The sequence below is a fragment of the Streptomyces sp. NPDC005492 genome (assembly GCF_040605995.1).
In the GTDB taxonomy this organism is placed as follows: Bacteria; Actinomycetota; Actinomycetes; order Streptomycetales; family Streptomycetaceae; genus Streptomyces.
This window is the reverse complement of sequence record NZ_JBEXDX010000019.1, coordinates 1-13,790: the sequence shown is the minus strand read 5'-3', so window position 1 is coordinate 13,790 and position 13,790 is coordinate 1. Positions and strand designations below refer to the sequence as shown.

The window sequence follows — 13,790 nt, the reverse complement described above, 5'->3', positions numbered from 1 at the left end:
CTGCTGGGGAGCGGACGGGCGCTGACCGCGTCCCGTCCGAGCACGACAGCAGGGCCGTCGCCTGGCGGCTGCGCAACAGGCAAAACGGGGGCGAGACGTGTGATCACACAGGGAGTGATGACACCTGGAACGCGGGTGTCGATGCGGCGGCCGGAAGCCTTGCCGGCCGCCTCGGGGAACGCGGGCGGAAGGAGTGTTCTGGAAGGCGCCTTCGCACTGTTGGAGGCGGTGGAGCGGGCCGTGGAGGCCGGCCCGACAAGACTGGCGGCCGACTGCGGGCTGCCCAAGACGACGGCGTACCGGCTGCTGGAACAACTGGCGGAGCTGGGTGCGGTCGAGCGGAAAGGTGGCAGTTACCGGGTCGGCCCGCGGATGTTCCGCCTCGGGCGCGCCTGGCAGCCGCATCCCCGGCTGCGCTCCGCCGCGCGCGACCCCATGCTGCGGCTTGCTCGGCTCACGGGTACGACGGTGGGGCTCGCCGTGCTGTGGAAGGGCGAGACGCTGATGGTGGACTGGTGTCCCGACGACGCCCTGCGCCCCGATCCACTCCAGACCCGTATGACCTGGCCGTGGTTCACCGCGGCGGGCAAGGTACTGGTGGCCCTGACCGCTCCGGCACCGCTGCTCGGTCCGCTTCCCGCGTCCTGGGCGAGGGACGCCGCGGCGATACGGGAGCGGGGTGCCGCCTTCGACCGGGAGGAAGTGGTGACCGGGGTGTGCTGCGCGGCGGTTCCGCTGCTCGGAGCGCGCGGCATTCCCGTGGCAGCCCTGTGCGTCCTCACCGACCCCGCCCACCATCTGGAACGCCTCGCGGAAACCGCCCGCCGCACCAGCCGGGTGATCAGCGCGGGGTTACGGGGGCGGTGAGGACCGGGGCCGCCGGGGCGGCCGGACGCTCGGGCGGGCGCGAGCATCACCCTCACCGGCGGCCCCCCCTTCAGGAAGACGCCGGGCGCTCGCGCGGGAGGCGAGCGCCCGGTGGAGCGTTGCGCGTGCGCGGCCGAGCAGGATCGCCTCGACTCGCCCACCCCCTCCAGCAGCACCCCCTGTCGCCCTCCGCCCAACACCCCCGATCCACCTGGGCCTACGGCGAACTATGCCTAGGGCGAAGCGCCGGGAAAACCCCGCGCTCCCCGTCGGTCTCCGTCGTACGCTGACGGCCGCTGTCTGCCGAGGGAGGACGCATGGGGATTCGAAGCCTGACCCGTATCGAGGCCGAGCGCCGGGCCGAGTTGGTCGCGGTCGAGCGGTGCGACGTGGACGTGGATCTGACCGCGCTGCCGGACGGGCCGGAGGTGCGCTGTGTCTCCACGGTGACGTTCATCTGTCGCGAGCCGGGCGCAGAGACCTTCGTGGACTGTGCGGCACGGGTGTTGAGCGCCACATTGAACGGTGTCGAACTCGCCCCCGCCGAGGACGGACGGATCCCGCTCACCGGGCTCGCCGAGCACAATGTGCTGCGCGTGGAGAGCGTCCAGGCCGACACCACCTCCGGCGGGGGCGTACACAAGGCGACGGACCCTGCCGACGGCGAGGTCTACGTGTGGATGAGCTTCGAACCGGACGAGGCCCGCTTCGTGTGGGCCTGCTTCGACCAGCCCGACCTCAAGGCCCCGCACGCCTTCACCGTCACGGCCCCGTCCGCCTGGACCGTCACCAGCAACTCCGGCGACGCTCACGTCGAGGAGCTGGGCGCGGCCCGCCGCTGGACCTTCCCGGACACCCCTCCCCTGTCCGTGTACAACACGGTCATCAACGCCGGCCCCTTCCATGAAGTACGGCGTGAGAGCGACGGCCACAACTTGGGCCTGTACGCCCGCCGTTCACTCGCCGATGTCCTCGACCGCGACGCCGACGAGATCTTCACCCTCACCGTCCAAGGACTCGCCTTCTACGCCGATGCCTTCGCGATGCCGTTCCCGCAGCGTCGCTACGATCAGGTGTTCGTGCCCGAGTTCGGCGGGGCGATGGAGAACTACGGCTGTGTGACCTGGTCGGACGCGTTCCTTCGGCGGGCCGTGCCCACTCCGGCCGAACACGGGCTGCTGGCAAGGGTGTTGCTGCACGAGATGGCGCACATGTGGTTCGGCAACATCGTCACCATGCGCTGGTGGGACGACCTGTGGCTGAACGAGGCGTTCGCGGAGTTCGCCTGCCACTGGGCCGCCGAGCGCGCCACCCGGCACACCGACGCGTTGGCGAGCCATCTGATGATCGGCAAGATCAGCGCGTACCTGTCCGACCAGGGCCCCGCCTCGCACCCGATCCACCAGCCCATCCACGACGTCGCCCAGGCCGCGTCGATCTTCGACAACATCACCTATCCCAAGGGCGCGTCCGTCCTCCAGCAGCTCAAGACGTACGTCGGCGAAGAGAACTTCAGGGCCGGCATGGCCGCGTACTTCGCCCGCCACGCGTGGAGCAACACCACGCTCCAGGACCTGATCGACGCCCTGTCCGAGGCCAGCGGCCGCGACCTGGACACCTGGCGCACGGCCTGGCTGGCGACGGCGGGCACCGACCGCTTCTCACTGGAGCGTGACGGCGACTCCGTCACGCTGGTGGCCGCCGGAACTCCGCGTCCGCAGGTGCTGGCGGTGGGCGCGTACACCGACAACGGCGATGCGCTGGAACGCGAGGCGCTGGTGCGGGTCGAGGTGACGGGGACCCGGACCCCGGTGCCCGAACTGCGGGCGGCGGACGTCCTGTTGATCAACGACGACGACCTGACCTTCGCCACCACCCGCCCGGACCCCACCACCAGGGACGCCCTCTTCCGTACGGCGGCGCGGTTGCCCACGGCGATCTCCCGGGGCGTGGCCTCCGCCACCGTGTGGGACATGCTGACGACCGGCGAGGCCACGGCGGCGGAGGCCGGCCGCTGCCTCACCGAGGTGCTGGCGGCCGAGACGTCCGACGCGGTGATCGAGCCGTATCTGACCCTCGCGGCGAACATCGCGGAACTGTGGGCGCCGGCCGGCGAGCGTGTCGCGCTGTCTGCGGGGGTGGCGGCGGTGTGTCGTCGCCTCGCCGGGGACCCCGGTCGGCGTCAGGTCGCGCTGCGGGGGCTGGCCCGTACCGCGACGACCGCGGAGGATCTCGCCTGGCTGCGCGAGCAGGCCGGTGACGATGTGGACCTGCGCTGGCGTGCGCTCGTCCGCGAGGCCGAACTGGGCGGGGACGTCACGGCGGAGTCGGACCTCCTGCTCGCGCGCGACCCGGACCCCGACGCCTGGACCCGCGCGCTCACGGTGCGGGCCGCGCTGCCCGACGCCGCCGCGAAGGCGGAGGTCTGGCAGCGGCTGGTCGTGGACCGCACGGTCCCGGTGAACTCGGTCGGCCTGGTGGCGGCGGCCTTCTGGCGTCCCGGCCAGGACGCGCTGCTGGCGCCGTACGCACAGCGCTATCTGGAGGCGATCCCGAAGCTGCACCAAGGGGGAATGATCCTGGCGATGAGTTGCACGAACCACCTCTTCCCGCTGCACGCCATCGATCCCGGGTACATCGAACAGGCCCGGCAGGCATCACAAGAGGCGGTTCCGGTGGTCCGCACCACGCTGCTGGAGCGCTCGGACGAGGTGAGCCGTATGCTCCGCGCACGAGCCGAACTGGCCTGACCTGCGCGGCCGTTGGCGTTCAGCGCCCCAACCGGTCGGCCAGGCAGCCGGGATGGAGCGCCATGGCCGTCCGGTACTCGCGCAGCGCGCGGCCGGTGATCTGCTCGATCTTGTTCATCGGTAGACGACGGTGTTGCGGCGGATGTGCAGGGCCTCGGCGGCGCGGACGAGGTTGAAGCCGCTCTCGCACCGGGCGGTGACGTGTCGCAGAGGGCCGGCCAGTCGGTCTGGGCGCGGAGTTCGGTGGCGGTGAGTTGCAGCAGCCGATTGCGGGCGGACTGGCTCACCGCCGTCACCACCTGGTGGACGGGCAGGTCGGTGATGAGGTGGACGGGGTCGATGTCTGCGAACCGGGCGCCGAGGCGCAGCGGGCCGCGAGGCCGTCCTGCGCGGCGATGAGGTCGGTGACCCGTCGGCAGTCGGCGACGAGGGAGGCCGTGGAGCGGCCAGCGGGGAGCCGGCGCAGGGTTCCGCTCCCGCCGAGGGCCGGGGCCGGGGCCAGGGCCAGGGCCAGGGCCAGGGCCAGGGGGCACAACAACACGTCCTCAACAGCCGGCACGGGACACTCGGCGTCACCCCCGGGCCGCTCCCCCGACACCGGCTCGCCCAGTACATCCGCACCGACCACCGCCCCGAAGTCCTGACACCGTTCCACTTCGGACGGGGGCCGGGGCGAGAGGGCAATCGGCCGGCGGCATAGGCGCGGGCGCGGACATAACAACGGCTTTGCAGCAGCCGAGCACGGGATACTCGGCGTCGCCCCCGGGCCCCTCACCGGACACCGGCTCGCCGAGTACGCCCGCACCAGCCACCGCCCCGAAACGCTGACACCGTTCCGCTTCGGACGGAGACTCAGTCGGCCGGTGTCGTAGGCACGGGCGCGGGCGCGGGCCGTTCGGAGTGGGGAACGGACGGCTCCACGCGCAGCGGGCGGGCCGCCCAGCCGGGCAGGTGCCAGTTCCAGCCGCCGAACAGGGAGACGAGGGAGGGGACGAGCAGCATCCGCACGATGGTCGCGTCCAGGAGGATGCCGATGCCGAGGCCGGTCGCCAGGGTCTTGAGGTCGGTGCCCGGGCCCGAGGCGAGTGCGGCGAATGCGAGGAAGAGGATGAGTGCGGCGCTGGTGACGAGGCGGCCGGTGCGGCCGATGCCCTCGACGACGGCGTCGTCGGTCGAGCGGCCGCCGTCGTACTCCTCCCTGATGCGGGACAGGATGAACACCTCGTAGTCCATGGACAGTCCGAACAGGAACGCGAAGACCATGATCGGGATCCAGAACGTGACGGCGCCGGTGGCGGCGATGCCGAAGACCGCGTTGGAGCCGTGACCGTCCTGCCAGAAGATCACCATCAGGCCCAGGGTCGCCGCCAGCGAGATCAGGTTGAGCAGGACCGCCTTCAGCGGCAGCAGCAGCGATCGGAAGGCGCGGACCAGCAGGATGTACGTCAACAGGGCGATGATCGTGAGCATCAGCGGGAAGTTGCCGTAGACGGCGTGCAGGAAGTCGATCTGGGCCGCGCCGACACCGGCGACGCCGATGGCCCCGGGCAGGTGCTCGGTGACGGACTTGACCCGTCTGACCACGTCGACGCTCTTCGAGTTGACCGTCTCGTTGTCGGGGATGACGACGACGATGCTCTGTCCGCCCCGTTGGCCCGCGGGCCCGGTCGGCACGGACACACTGCTCACGCCGTCGACCTTGGCCAGTTCGACGGCGACCGGTTTCGCCCGGTCGGTGGAGACCAGGACCTCCATCGGGGTCAGCGCACCGGTCGGGACACCACCGCGCTCCAGGGTCTGCAGAGTCTCGTAGGCCGGGCCGTTCTTGGCCAGCGACGCCGAGGAGGCCAGGCCGATCTTGATGCCGAGGAAGACGCCCGTCAGGGCCAACAAGGCGGCCAGCGCGACGCCGGCCGCGATCCAGCGGCGCCGTACGACGCCAGCGGTCCAGCGGATCCAGAAACGGCTCGCCCGGTTCTCGTGCCGGATCTTCGGCCAGTCGACCTTGGGCCCGATGCCGCCCAGGATCGCGGGCGTGAGGGTGAGCGTCGTCAGCACGCTCGCGAGCGGGATCAGCGCGCCGCCGTAACCCATGCTGCGCAGGAACGGGACCGGCAGAACCACCAGCGACAGCAGGCCGATGGCCACCGTGACACCACTGAACACCACCGCGTGCCCGGCCTGCCGCATCGCGACCACGACCGCCTCGTGGTTGTCCCGGCCGCGGTCGCGCTCCTCGCGCCAGCGGGTGACGAACAGCAGCGAGTAGTCGATGGCCACGCCCAGGCCGATCAGGGCGACCAGGAACTGCACGATGAACGACACGTCGGTCACGTAGGTGAGCGGCAGCAGCATCACGAAGGTCGCGAGGATCGACACGGCGGCGACGAGCAGGGGCAGCAGCGCCAGGAAGGAGGCGAACACGAAGGCGAGGACGGCCAGCGCGCCGAGGGCGCCCAGGAGCGTCTCGCCGAGCACGCCGGGCCCGCCGCCGTCGTCGCCGCCGGAGGCCAGCGTGTCCTCGCCCGTCACTCCGACCGTCGCGCCCGCCGGCATGGCCTTCTCGGCCGCCGCCCTGATCGGACCGGTCAGCAGGGTCTGGCTGGGGGACGGGTTGAACCGGTAGAACACCAGCGCGTAGGCGCTGCGGTCGTCCTTCGTCCGGAACGCCTTGTCACCGGTGTTCGCCTCGTCGATCACCCGCACACCCGGAACCGCCGTACCGACGGCCGCGAACCCGCGCGCCACGTCCGTCTCGTGACCGGTGATCGTCTGCCCGGCCGGCAGAGTGACCGCCACGAGATACGGATTGGTGTCGCCGCCGCTACCGAAGGCATGCTCGATCTTGTGCGCGGTCACAGTGCCGGGCTGGCCCGGCAGGGAGAAGTCGATGGTCAGCCGGTCCGTGGTCCGGCCCGCCAGCAGAATGCCGGCGACCAGCACCAGACCCCAGAACGCCACGACCGCCTTTCGGTGCCGCAGAACGAATTCGGCCCACCGTTCCATGCCGGACTTCCCCACGTCGTAGGTTGCACGAGCCTAGCCCGCCGCCCCTTCCTCCGCTATCGGGATGGTCCTTCCGATTTGCCGGGATACGGAAGCGCGGAATCCGCGCTCGCGCCCCTCGGCAGGTGGCCGGGAAACGGCGGGTATTAGCCTGTCGGCACCGGATCGTCACCGGACATCCGAGAACGGAGCAGCCGAGGTGAACGACGCGCCCAAGGCCGCCATACCCCAGGAGACAGAGGCCCCGGCTCCGACGCCGGAGGAACTGGAGCGGATTCGGCGGCACCGGCGCAACACCCTGGAACTGCTCACCGTCTGCGCCGTGGGACTCGTCCCCTGGACGGTCCTGCTGGCGTTCACGCTGCCGTCCGCCTACGAGGTCCACCAGTGGCGGCTGACCTGGGTCGGGTTCGACATCCTGCTCGTGGTCGCGATGGCGTCCACCGCGGTGCTCGGCTGGCAGCGGCACCGCGCCGTGATCATCGCGGCGCTCGCGACGGCGGTGCTGCTGATCTGCGACGCGTGGTTCGACGTGTCGCTCGCCTTCGGCACCTCGGACGTGTGGTTCGCGGCGGCCCTCGCGGTCTTCGCCGAACTGCCGCTGGCGTTCTACCTCATACACCGGGTCCTGGGAATGATCTCCCTCGCGCAGTGGCCGTCGGCGCCGCCGACCACGGGCAGCGACACCTAGCCGCTCCCCCAACACCCCTGTCCGAGCACGGGCGTTGACACTGCGTGCGATCCGCGTCACGGTGAGGGCCCGTCGTGCCCGGAGGTCGTCCATGGCTCCGTCCGCAGCGCCACCGTCCGATGCCGGCCTCGTCGAACGCGTACGGGCGTTGCAACCGCTCCTCCGGGAGCAGGCGTTGCGCACCGAGCAGGAGCGGCGGGTGACGGCCGAGGTCGTGTCCGCTCTGACGGACGCCGGGGTCTACCGGATGAACGTGCCCCGGCGGTACGGCGGTTACCAGAGCCGGCTGAGCACTCAGGTGGAGGTGCTGGGCGAGCTCTCCGCCGGGTGCGGTTCCACCGGTTTCATGGCGCTGATCCAGGCCGGGTGTTCCTATGTCGCCGCGCTTTTCCCGGACGAGGCGCAGGACGAGATCTTCACCGGTCCCGATGTGCGGGTCGGCGGCACGCTCATCCCGGATGCCCTCGCGGTGGCGGTGGACGGCGGGTATGTCGTCAACGGCACCTCGGCCTTCGCCACCGGCTGTCAGAACGCCGACTGGCATCTGCTGACGGCCCGGGTGGAGTCCGCGGGCGGGCCGCCCGAGGTGCTGTGGACCGCCGTACCGGTGTCCGACCTGGAGATCCTCGACGACTGGTTCGTGTCGGGGCTGGCCGGCAGCGGAAGCAACAGCGTCGTCGCACGGGATGTGTTCGTGCCGGCCCACCGTGTTCTGCCCGTCGGGCCGTTGCTGGGCGGCGACTTCCCCTCCAAGGCCAACGCCGACGACCCGTTCTACCGGATGCCGGTCCTGATGCTGTTCTGCGCCTGGACGGCACCGAACGCGCTGGGCCTGGCCCGGGCGGCGCTCGCGGAGTTCACCGAGCGGATCCACCGGCGGGGCATCACCTACACCTTCCACGAGCGGCAGTTCGAGGCGGGCGTCACGCATCTCCAGGCCGCCGAAGCCGCGTTGAAGATCTCCTGCGCCGAGCTGCTGACCGCCGAGTTCGTGGCGCGGATCGAGTCGGCGGCCGAGCACGACACGCCGTACACACAGGAGGAACGCGCCAAGATCCGCCCACAGAGCGGCTATACGACCCGACTGTGCAAGGAGGCCGTGGACCTCATCGCGTCCGCGTCGGGCGCGTCCTCACTGCACCGGGACGTCCCCGTCCAGCGGGCGGTACGCGACCTGCACGCGCTCAGCCTGCACTCCTTCGTCAACCCCACCACCAACCTGGAGCTGTACGGCCGGGTCCTGGCCGGACTCGACGCGGGCACGCCCTTCCTCTGACGGCTCAGCCCTGGGAGGCCAACCAGGCAGCGGTGTCGCGGGGATGCGCGAAGCGGTGGGTGGCGAGCGGGGCGAAGCGGGGGTCGCCGGTACGGCGTTCGATCTCGCTGCGCCTGCCCGCGTGCTGCGACCAGGCCCACCAGGCCGGGTGCTCCCGGCTGAACCAGCCCTTCCAGGTCTCCCTGTTGCCGCCGAAGAGCCGCTCGCGGGTGACCGTGCGCCGCACGGAACGGCGGAGGACACGCGGCATGATCACGTGTCTCGCGTAGTCCAGCCAGAGCACCGTGTCGGCCTTCTCCCAGAGCAGGTCGCGGACTTCGGGCGAGCCGATCGAGTCGACGATCCAGCGAGGTGCCGCCGTGAGCTGTGAAACCTCCTCGGTGAGGCCTTCGTTGACGGCCCAGCCGGGGCCGCTGTAGTACAGCGCGTCCATCTCGTAGTAGGGCAGGCCAAGGCGCTCTCCCACGGCCCGGGCGAGTGTGGACTTGCCGGCGCCCGTGGCTCCGACCACCAAGATCCGCTCCATGCGGGCACATTACCTACGATGTGGCTCACCAGCCGATCATCGACAGGAGCCCCACCGTGAACAGCCCGGACCAAGCTCACGCCTCCCTCGACGGCCTGGTGACGGGCGACGCGTTCGGTGACGGCTGGTTCACCCGGTCCGACGAATCCGCCGAAGAGCTGTGGGCCGCGAGGGAGTTGCGCCCGGTGCCGTGGTTGTGGACGGACGACTCCGCGATGGCGTTCGTGCTGTTCGCGCATCTGGTGACGCATGGAGAGGTGCAACCGGACGGCCTGGCACGGGAGTTCGCCGCCGAGTACGCGCGGGATCCTGGGCGCAAGTACGGTCCGTCGATGCACAGTGTGCTGCGCCGCATCGGTGACGGTGAGGACTGGCGGGCGGTCACCACGGGGCAGTTCGGCGGACAGGGGTCCTACGGAAACGGCGCCGCGATGCGGGTCGCTCCGTTGGGGGCATGGTTCCGGGACGATCTCGCGGCCGCCGCCGAACAGGCCAGGCTGTCCGCGCTGACCACCCACGCCCACCCGGAGGCCGTCGCGGGGGCGGTGGCCGTGGCGGTCGCCGCCGGACTGGCGGCCGCGGGTGCGGGTCAAGAGGCCGTCCCCCGTGCCGAGTTTCTCCGCGAGGTCGCCTCGCACGTACCCGACAGCGATGTCCGCTCCGGGCTGCTGGTCGCCGCGAACTTCTCCGAGCGGACGTCGGTGCGGCACGCGGCGTCCGTGCTGGGTTCGGGAATCCTGATCTCGGCACCGGACACCGTGCCCTTCGCCCTGTGGTCCGCCGCCGGTCAACCGGACGACCTGGCCGAGGCGTTGTGGCAGACCATCGCCGGGTGGGGCGACCGGGACACGACCTGCGCGATCGTGGGCGGTGTCGTCGCGGCCCGCACCGGCACGTCCGGCCTCCCGACCGCCTGGCGGGAGGCCCGGGAGCCGATCCCCGCCTGGAGCGGCTGGGACGCGCCCATGGCGGCCCGCCAGACCGGCGCGCGGGCGGGGCGCTGATACACGGGCCCTACACGGTCGTAGCGGCCGCCGCCGACAAGGCTCCCCGGGCCACCGCGACGAGACGCTCCCGCACCAGCTCCATGCACAGCCGCATGTTCTTGTCCGCGATGTCGTTGTCCGGGAGGCGGCAGGCGAACTGCAGCCCCTCGTGGACCCTGGTCACCCACGCGCACACCTGGTCGCCGTACGACACCCGGATCAGTCCGTACGCCTTCAGCTCCTGCCAGCGCTCCGAACCGGGCAGGGCACGCGAGTCGACGTACGAGACGATCGAGTACAGGTCGGGGGACGTGGGCCTGAAGTCGGCGCCGAGCAGGCGCAGTACGCGGGCGATGGGCATGCGGGCCAGCGGGCGGTTCTCGCGGAGGGTGGCGCGGACCATCCGCAGGGCGTGGTCGAAGTCCGTGGCGTGCTGGACGGGGATCTCGATCGGCGCGCCGCCCACGTACCAGCCGACCGAGTCGGCCCAGCGGGACTTGGCCCGGGTGTGGAAGGGGACGACGGTGCGGTACACGTCGAGTCCGCTGACCTCGCGGGCGGCGAGGGCGACGGCCGCCAGGATGCCGACGAGGCTTCCGCCGTAGGGGCGGCAGTGCGCCTCGAAGGCGGCCGCGTCCGTGTCGTCGACGAGCATCTCCTGGAGGAACTTCTGGGTGGGCAGCGGCCCTTCGGGGTCGAGGCCGAGGTCCACGGGGAAGTTCGGCAGTTTGCCGTCGCAGCGGGCGATGAACTCGCGCCAGCGAGCCACCACGGTGTGGGTGTCGTCGATCTGGTCGGCGTCCGTGCGTTCGCCCGCGCAGAAGTCGATGTAACTGGCGACGGGTTCGGACTCGACCGCCTTCCCGGCGAGGCCTGCCGCGTACAGCTCGTGGACCTCGCCCGCGATGCGGTGGAGCGAGTAGGCGTCGACGTTGCTGTGGTCGAACGCCAGATAGACGCTCGTGCCGTCGTCGCGGACGACCGCGGCGAAAAGGAAGTTGGGCCAGGTGAGCGCGTCCGCCGTCACATCGAAACGGTCCTGCAGATACCGGGTCAGCGTCACCGCGTCCGCGAACTCCCCGACGTCCTCCCGGTGCAGGGCCACCGCGTCGGCGTCCAGGGTGAAGCGCCGCATCTCGTCACCCGCCCACCGGAAGCCACTGCGCAGGGTCTCGTGCCGGAGCATCCAGGACCGCAACGCGCCCTGGAGCACATCGAGTTCGATCCGCCCCGGCATGTCGAAGGCGGTGCCCAGCCAGGTCGGCACGAACAGCCCGTCCTCGCGCACCGAACGCGCCGTACGGATGTGGGACTCCTGTACGTACGCCGGTGGCCGCACGTCGTCCGGGAGGGCCCGCGCGCTCCCCACGGCCGCCGGGTGCAGCGTCCATTCGACGAGTCGTCCGGGCCGGATCTCGCACCGCTGAAGGTCGGTCATGCGCACAGGGCTCTCCGTTCGCCTGCCCACGGGAGGCCGCCGGGCACCACTGTCGATCCACGCCTCCATGCCGCTGGGGCACCGATCACTGCATGAGGAGATCAACGAGGGGATAATCGGAAAGCAACGATGTGAACAGGCTTGCTGATCAATCCACTTCAGTCCCCGCGTCGCAGGCGCGCCGAAAGATGGTGCTGGAGCGGCTGTCCCACCGCCTCCAGGTCGTGTTCGAAGGTGAGCGCGCCGTCGTCGGTCAGCGCGTATCGGCGGCGGCTGGCGGTGACCTTCTTGGCGGTGGGGGCGAGGGCCACCTCGTGGGTGGAGAGGTCGACCGTGGCGCCGGTGACACGGCCGACGAGGATCTCCGCGATGCCGGTCGGCTGGGTGATCAGCGCCTCCACGCGGCCGTCGGGCTGGAGTCTCCACCAGCCGCTCTCGCGGGCAGCCGGACGCAGCGGCGCGCCGTCGGCGTCGAGGAGCCAGGCGCGGGCCTCGTAGTGCAGGAAGGGGCGGCCGTCGTGGCTGAAGGTCACGTTCTGCGCGTAGGCGAAGTCCCCTTCGATGGTGGGGTATTCGCCCTCGCCCCGGCCGTGCCAGTGGCCGAGGAGCCCGAGTACCGGTGCGAGCAACGGGTGCGGTGCGGGGTTCGCGTCCGGTCCGTGGGCGTCGGGGTACGGGGGTGTCGCTGCGGGGTCGGACACGAGGTGCGCTCCTGTGGTCGATACGGGTGCCGGGTCGCAGCCTAGGCGTCCGCGCCCGCGCTCGCCGAACTCCGCGGACTACGAAGTTTTTGCGAACTCGCGGGGACTCCATGAACCGGGTCCCACCTGTGCGAAGTCCCGTTTGTCCGCTCCCACTCGGCAGAGGTAATCCCGAGTTCACCGGGTTGCCCTTCCTCAGCGTTCTACGCGCGTGGTGTCATGCCCACGCTCACCACCCCCCACGTGGGCAACAACTCGACTAGGAGTCACGCATGTTGAGGACCTTCCTCAGCCGTGCCGGCGTCACCCTGGTGGCCGGCGCCGCCGTCTTCGTCACCGCCGTCCCCGCGAACGCGGCGACCTACACCGCGTTCGCGTTCTCGCAGAGCAGCAGCGAACCGGCGATCTACGACTTCATCAACTCGGCCACCAGCTCGCTCGACATGACGATGTACGAGCTGGAGGACACCACGGCCGTCAACGACCTCATCGCCCTCAAGAACAAGGGCGTCACCGTGCGGGTCGTCCTGGACCAGGCGCACAAGAGCGCCAACAACTCCGCCTACACCTCCCTCACCAACGCGGGGGTGGGCGTGGTGTGGTCGCCGTCCAGCTTCGTCTACACGCACCAGAAGACGATCACGGTCGACGGCACCAAGTCCCTTGTCCTGACCGGCAATCTGACCTCGCAGTACTACGCGACCGGCCGGGACTACGGCGTCTTCACCGACGACACCCGTGACGTCGCCGCGATCGAGAAGGTGTTCAACGCGGACTACGCCGGCACCTCGGTCACCCCGACCGACGGCGACCATCTGCTCTGGTCCCCCACCGACTCCCGCAGCCGGCTGCTGACCGTGATCAACGCGGCCACCAAGACGCTGGACGTCGAGGAACTGGAGTTCAGCGACAGCACGGTGGTCAACGCGATCGTGGCCAGGGCGAAGGCGGGCGTGACCGTGCGGGTGGTGCTGGAGACCCCGTCGAGCTACTCCAGCGAGGTGTCCGCGATCAAGGCGGCCGGCGGCACGGTCGTCGGCTACTCCGACCCCAACGGCTTCTACATCCACGCCAAGGCCATGGTCGCCGACTACGGGCTGTCCACCCAGGAGGTGGAGGCGGGTTCGATGAACATCAGCAGCAACTCGCTCTCCAACAACAGGGAGTTGGGCATCATCCTCACCGGCACGGGTGTGGCCCAGTCCGTCGCCACCACCATCGAGACCACGTTCAAGAACGACTACGCGGGCGGCACGGCCGCCTAGGACCGGGTGGGGTCAGTGCTGCCCCGCGTAGTGCAGGTCGCGCAGCAGGGCGATCTCGGCTCCGTGGTACAGCACTTCCTGGTTGACCCACCACACGATGTCGATGAACGGCTCCTCCGCGTCGCTGCCGTGCGGATAGGTGCAGTAGCCGACGGTGTCGAGCGCGGCGTCGTCGACGCTCAGCAGTGCCTTCCGCCAGGCACCGGCGGCGGCGTCGAAGGCCGCGACCGCTGAACAACTCCCCCGTGTGGATGTCCACCGCCGTCTCCGCCCTCGGCTCGGTC

Annotated in this window: 11 protein-coding genes and 1 pseudogene; 6 read left to right on the top strand and 6 right to left on the bottom strand. The window is 70.6% G+C overall.

Features of this window, described 5'->3' with window-relative positions:
• The first annotated feature begins 117 nt into the window (after positions 1-117).
• On the top strand, positions 118-867 hold the full coding sequence (locus tag ABZT04_RS24710; RefSeq protein WP_356059146.1) for a helix-turn-helix domain-containing protein: 750 nt from the start codon (positions 118-120) through the stop codon (positions 865-867).
• A 317-nt stretch (positions 868-1,184) separates the two neighbouring features.
• Entirely contained in the window at positions 1,185-3,617 is a 2,433-nt protein-coding gene (gene pepN / locus ABZT04_RS24705; RefSeq protein ID WP_356059145.1) for an aminopeptidase N, read from the top strand.
• 292 nt (positions 3,618-3,909) lie between these two features.
• Here pepN and ABZT04_RS24700 read toward each other — a convergent pair whose 3' ends face one another.
• Both ABZT04_RS24700 and ABZT04_RS24695 read right to left on the bottom strand, forming a co-directional pair.
• A complete protein-coding gene (locus tag ABZT04_RS24700; RefSeq protein WP_356059144.1) occupies positions 3,910-4,245 on the bottom strand; it encodes a hypothetical protein in 336 nt (111 codons plus the stop codon).
• 224 nt (positions 4,246-4,469) lie between these two features.
• On the bottom strand, positions 4,470-6,623 hold the full coding sequence (locus ABZT04_RS24695) for an MMPL family transporter (RefSeq protein ID WP_356059143.1): 2,154 nt from the start codon (positions 6,621-6,623) through the stop codon (positions 4,470-4,472).
• Positions 6,624-6,822: 199 nt separating this feature from the next.
• On the opposite strand from ABZT04_RS24695, the gene ABZT04_RS24690 reads away from it, so the two are divergent.
• Both ABZT04_RS24690 and ABZT04_RS24685 read left to right on the top strand, forming a co-directional pair.
• Complete coding sequence (locus tag ABZT04_RS24690) at positions 6,823-7,314, top strand: hypothetical protein (protein ID WP_356059142.1); 492 nt, start codon at positions 6,823-6,825, stop codon at positions 7,312-7,314.
• Between the two features lie 91 nt (positions 7,315-7,405).
• Positions 7,406-8,590 (top strand): acyl-CoA dehydrogenase family protein, encoded by a 1,185-nt coding sequence (locus tag ABZT04_RS24685; RefSeq protein ID WP_356059141.1) that lies wholly within the window; start codon positions 7,406-7,408, stop codon positions 8,588-8,590.
• A 4-nt stretch (positions 8,591-8,594) separates the two neighbouring features.
• On the opposite strand, the gene ABZT04_RS24680 is transcribed toward ABZT04_RS24685, so the two are convergent.
• Complete coding sequence (locus tag ABZT04_RS24680) at positions 8,595-9,116, bottom strand: adenylate kinase (RefSeq protein WP_356059140.1); 522 nt, start codon at positions 9,114-9,116, stop codon at positions 8,595-8,597.
• A gap of 56 nt (positions 9,117-9,172) precedes the next feature.
• Here ABZT04_RS24680 and ABZT04_RS24675 point away from each other — a divergent pair, with 56 nt between their 5' ends.
• Positions 9,173-10,120, top strand: coding sequence for an ADP-ribosylglycohydrolase family protein (locus ABZT04_RS24675; protein ID WP_356059139.1), 948 nt, complete (start codon positions 9,173-9,175; stop codon positions 10,118-10,120).
• Between the two features lie 10 nt (positions 10,121-10,130).
• On the opposite strand, the gene ABZT04_RS24670 is transcribed toward ABZT04_RS24675, so the two are convergent.
• Positions 10,131-11,540 carry a condensation domain-containing protein gene (locus ABZT04_RS24670; RefSeq protein ID WP_356059138.1) on the bottom strand — a complete coding sequence of 470 codons (1,410 nt, stop codon included), beginning with the start codon at positions 11,538-11,540 and terminating at the stop codon, positions 10,131-10,133.
• A 158-nt stretch (positions 11,541-11,698) separates the two neighbouring features.
• Complete coding sequence (locus tag ABZT04_RS24665; protein ID WP_356059137.1) at positions 11,699-12,241, bottom strand: FABP family protein; 543 nt, start codon at positions 12,239-12,241, stop codon at positions 11,699-11,701.
• A 272-nt stretch (positions 12,242-12,513) separates the two neighbouring features.
• Here ABZT04_RS24665 and ABZT04_RS24660 point away from each other — a divergent pair, with 272 nt between their 5' ends.
• Positions 12,514-13,506: a phospholipase D-like domain-containing protein gene (locus ABZT04_RS24660; RefSeq protein ID WP_356059136.1), complete on the top strand. Its 993-nt coding sequence runs from the start codon at positions 12,514-12,516 to the stop codon at positions 13,504-13,506.
• 12 nt (positions 13,507-13,518) lie between these two features.
• On the opposite strand, the pseudogene ABZT04_RS24655 reads toward ABZT04_RS24660, so the two are convergent.
• Positions 13,519-13,790, bottom strand: a pseudogene (locus ABZT04_RS24655) (DinB family protein); the annotation flags it as partial.

Coding starts and splice junctions, on each gene's coding strand:
- ABZT04_RS24710 (WP_356059146.1), top strand. CDS start 118: ATGACACCTGGAACGCGGGTGTCGATGCGGCGGCCGGAAGCCTTGCCG.
- pepN (WP_356059145.1), top strand. CDS start 1,185: ATGGGGATTCGAAGCCTGACCCGTATCGAGGCCGAGCGCCGGGCCGAG.
- ABZT04_RS24695 (WP_356059143.1), bottom strand. CDS start 6,623: ATGGAACGGTGGGCCGAATTCGTTCTGCGGCACCGAAAGGCGGTCGTG.
- ABZT04_RS24685 (WP_356059141.1), top strand. CDS start 7,406: ATGGCTCCGTCCGCAGCGCCACCGTCCGATGCCGGCCTCGTCGAACGC.
- ABZT04_RS24680 (WP_356059140.1), bottom strand. CDS start 9,116: ATGGAGCGGATCTTGGTGGTCGGAGCCACGGGCGCCGGCAAGTCCACA.
- ABZT04_RS24670 (WP_356059138.1), bottom strand. CDS start 11,540: ATGACCGACCTTCAGCGGTGCGAGATCCGGCCCGGACGACTCGTCGAA.
- ABZT04_RS24660 (WP_356059136.1), top strand. CDS start 12,514: ATGTTGAGGACCTTCCTCAGCCGTGCCGGCGTCACCCTGGTGGCCGGC.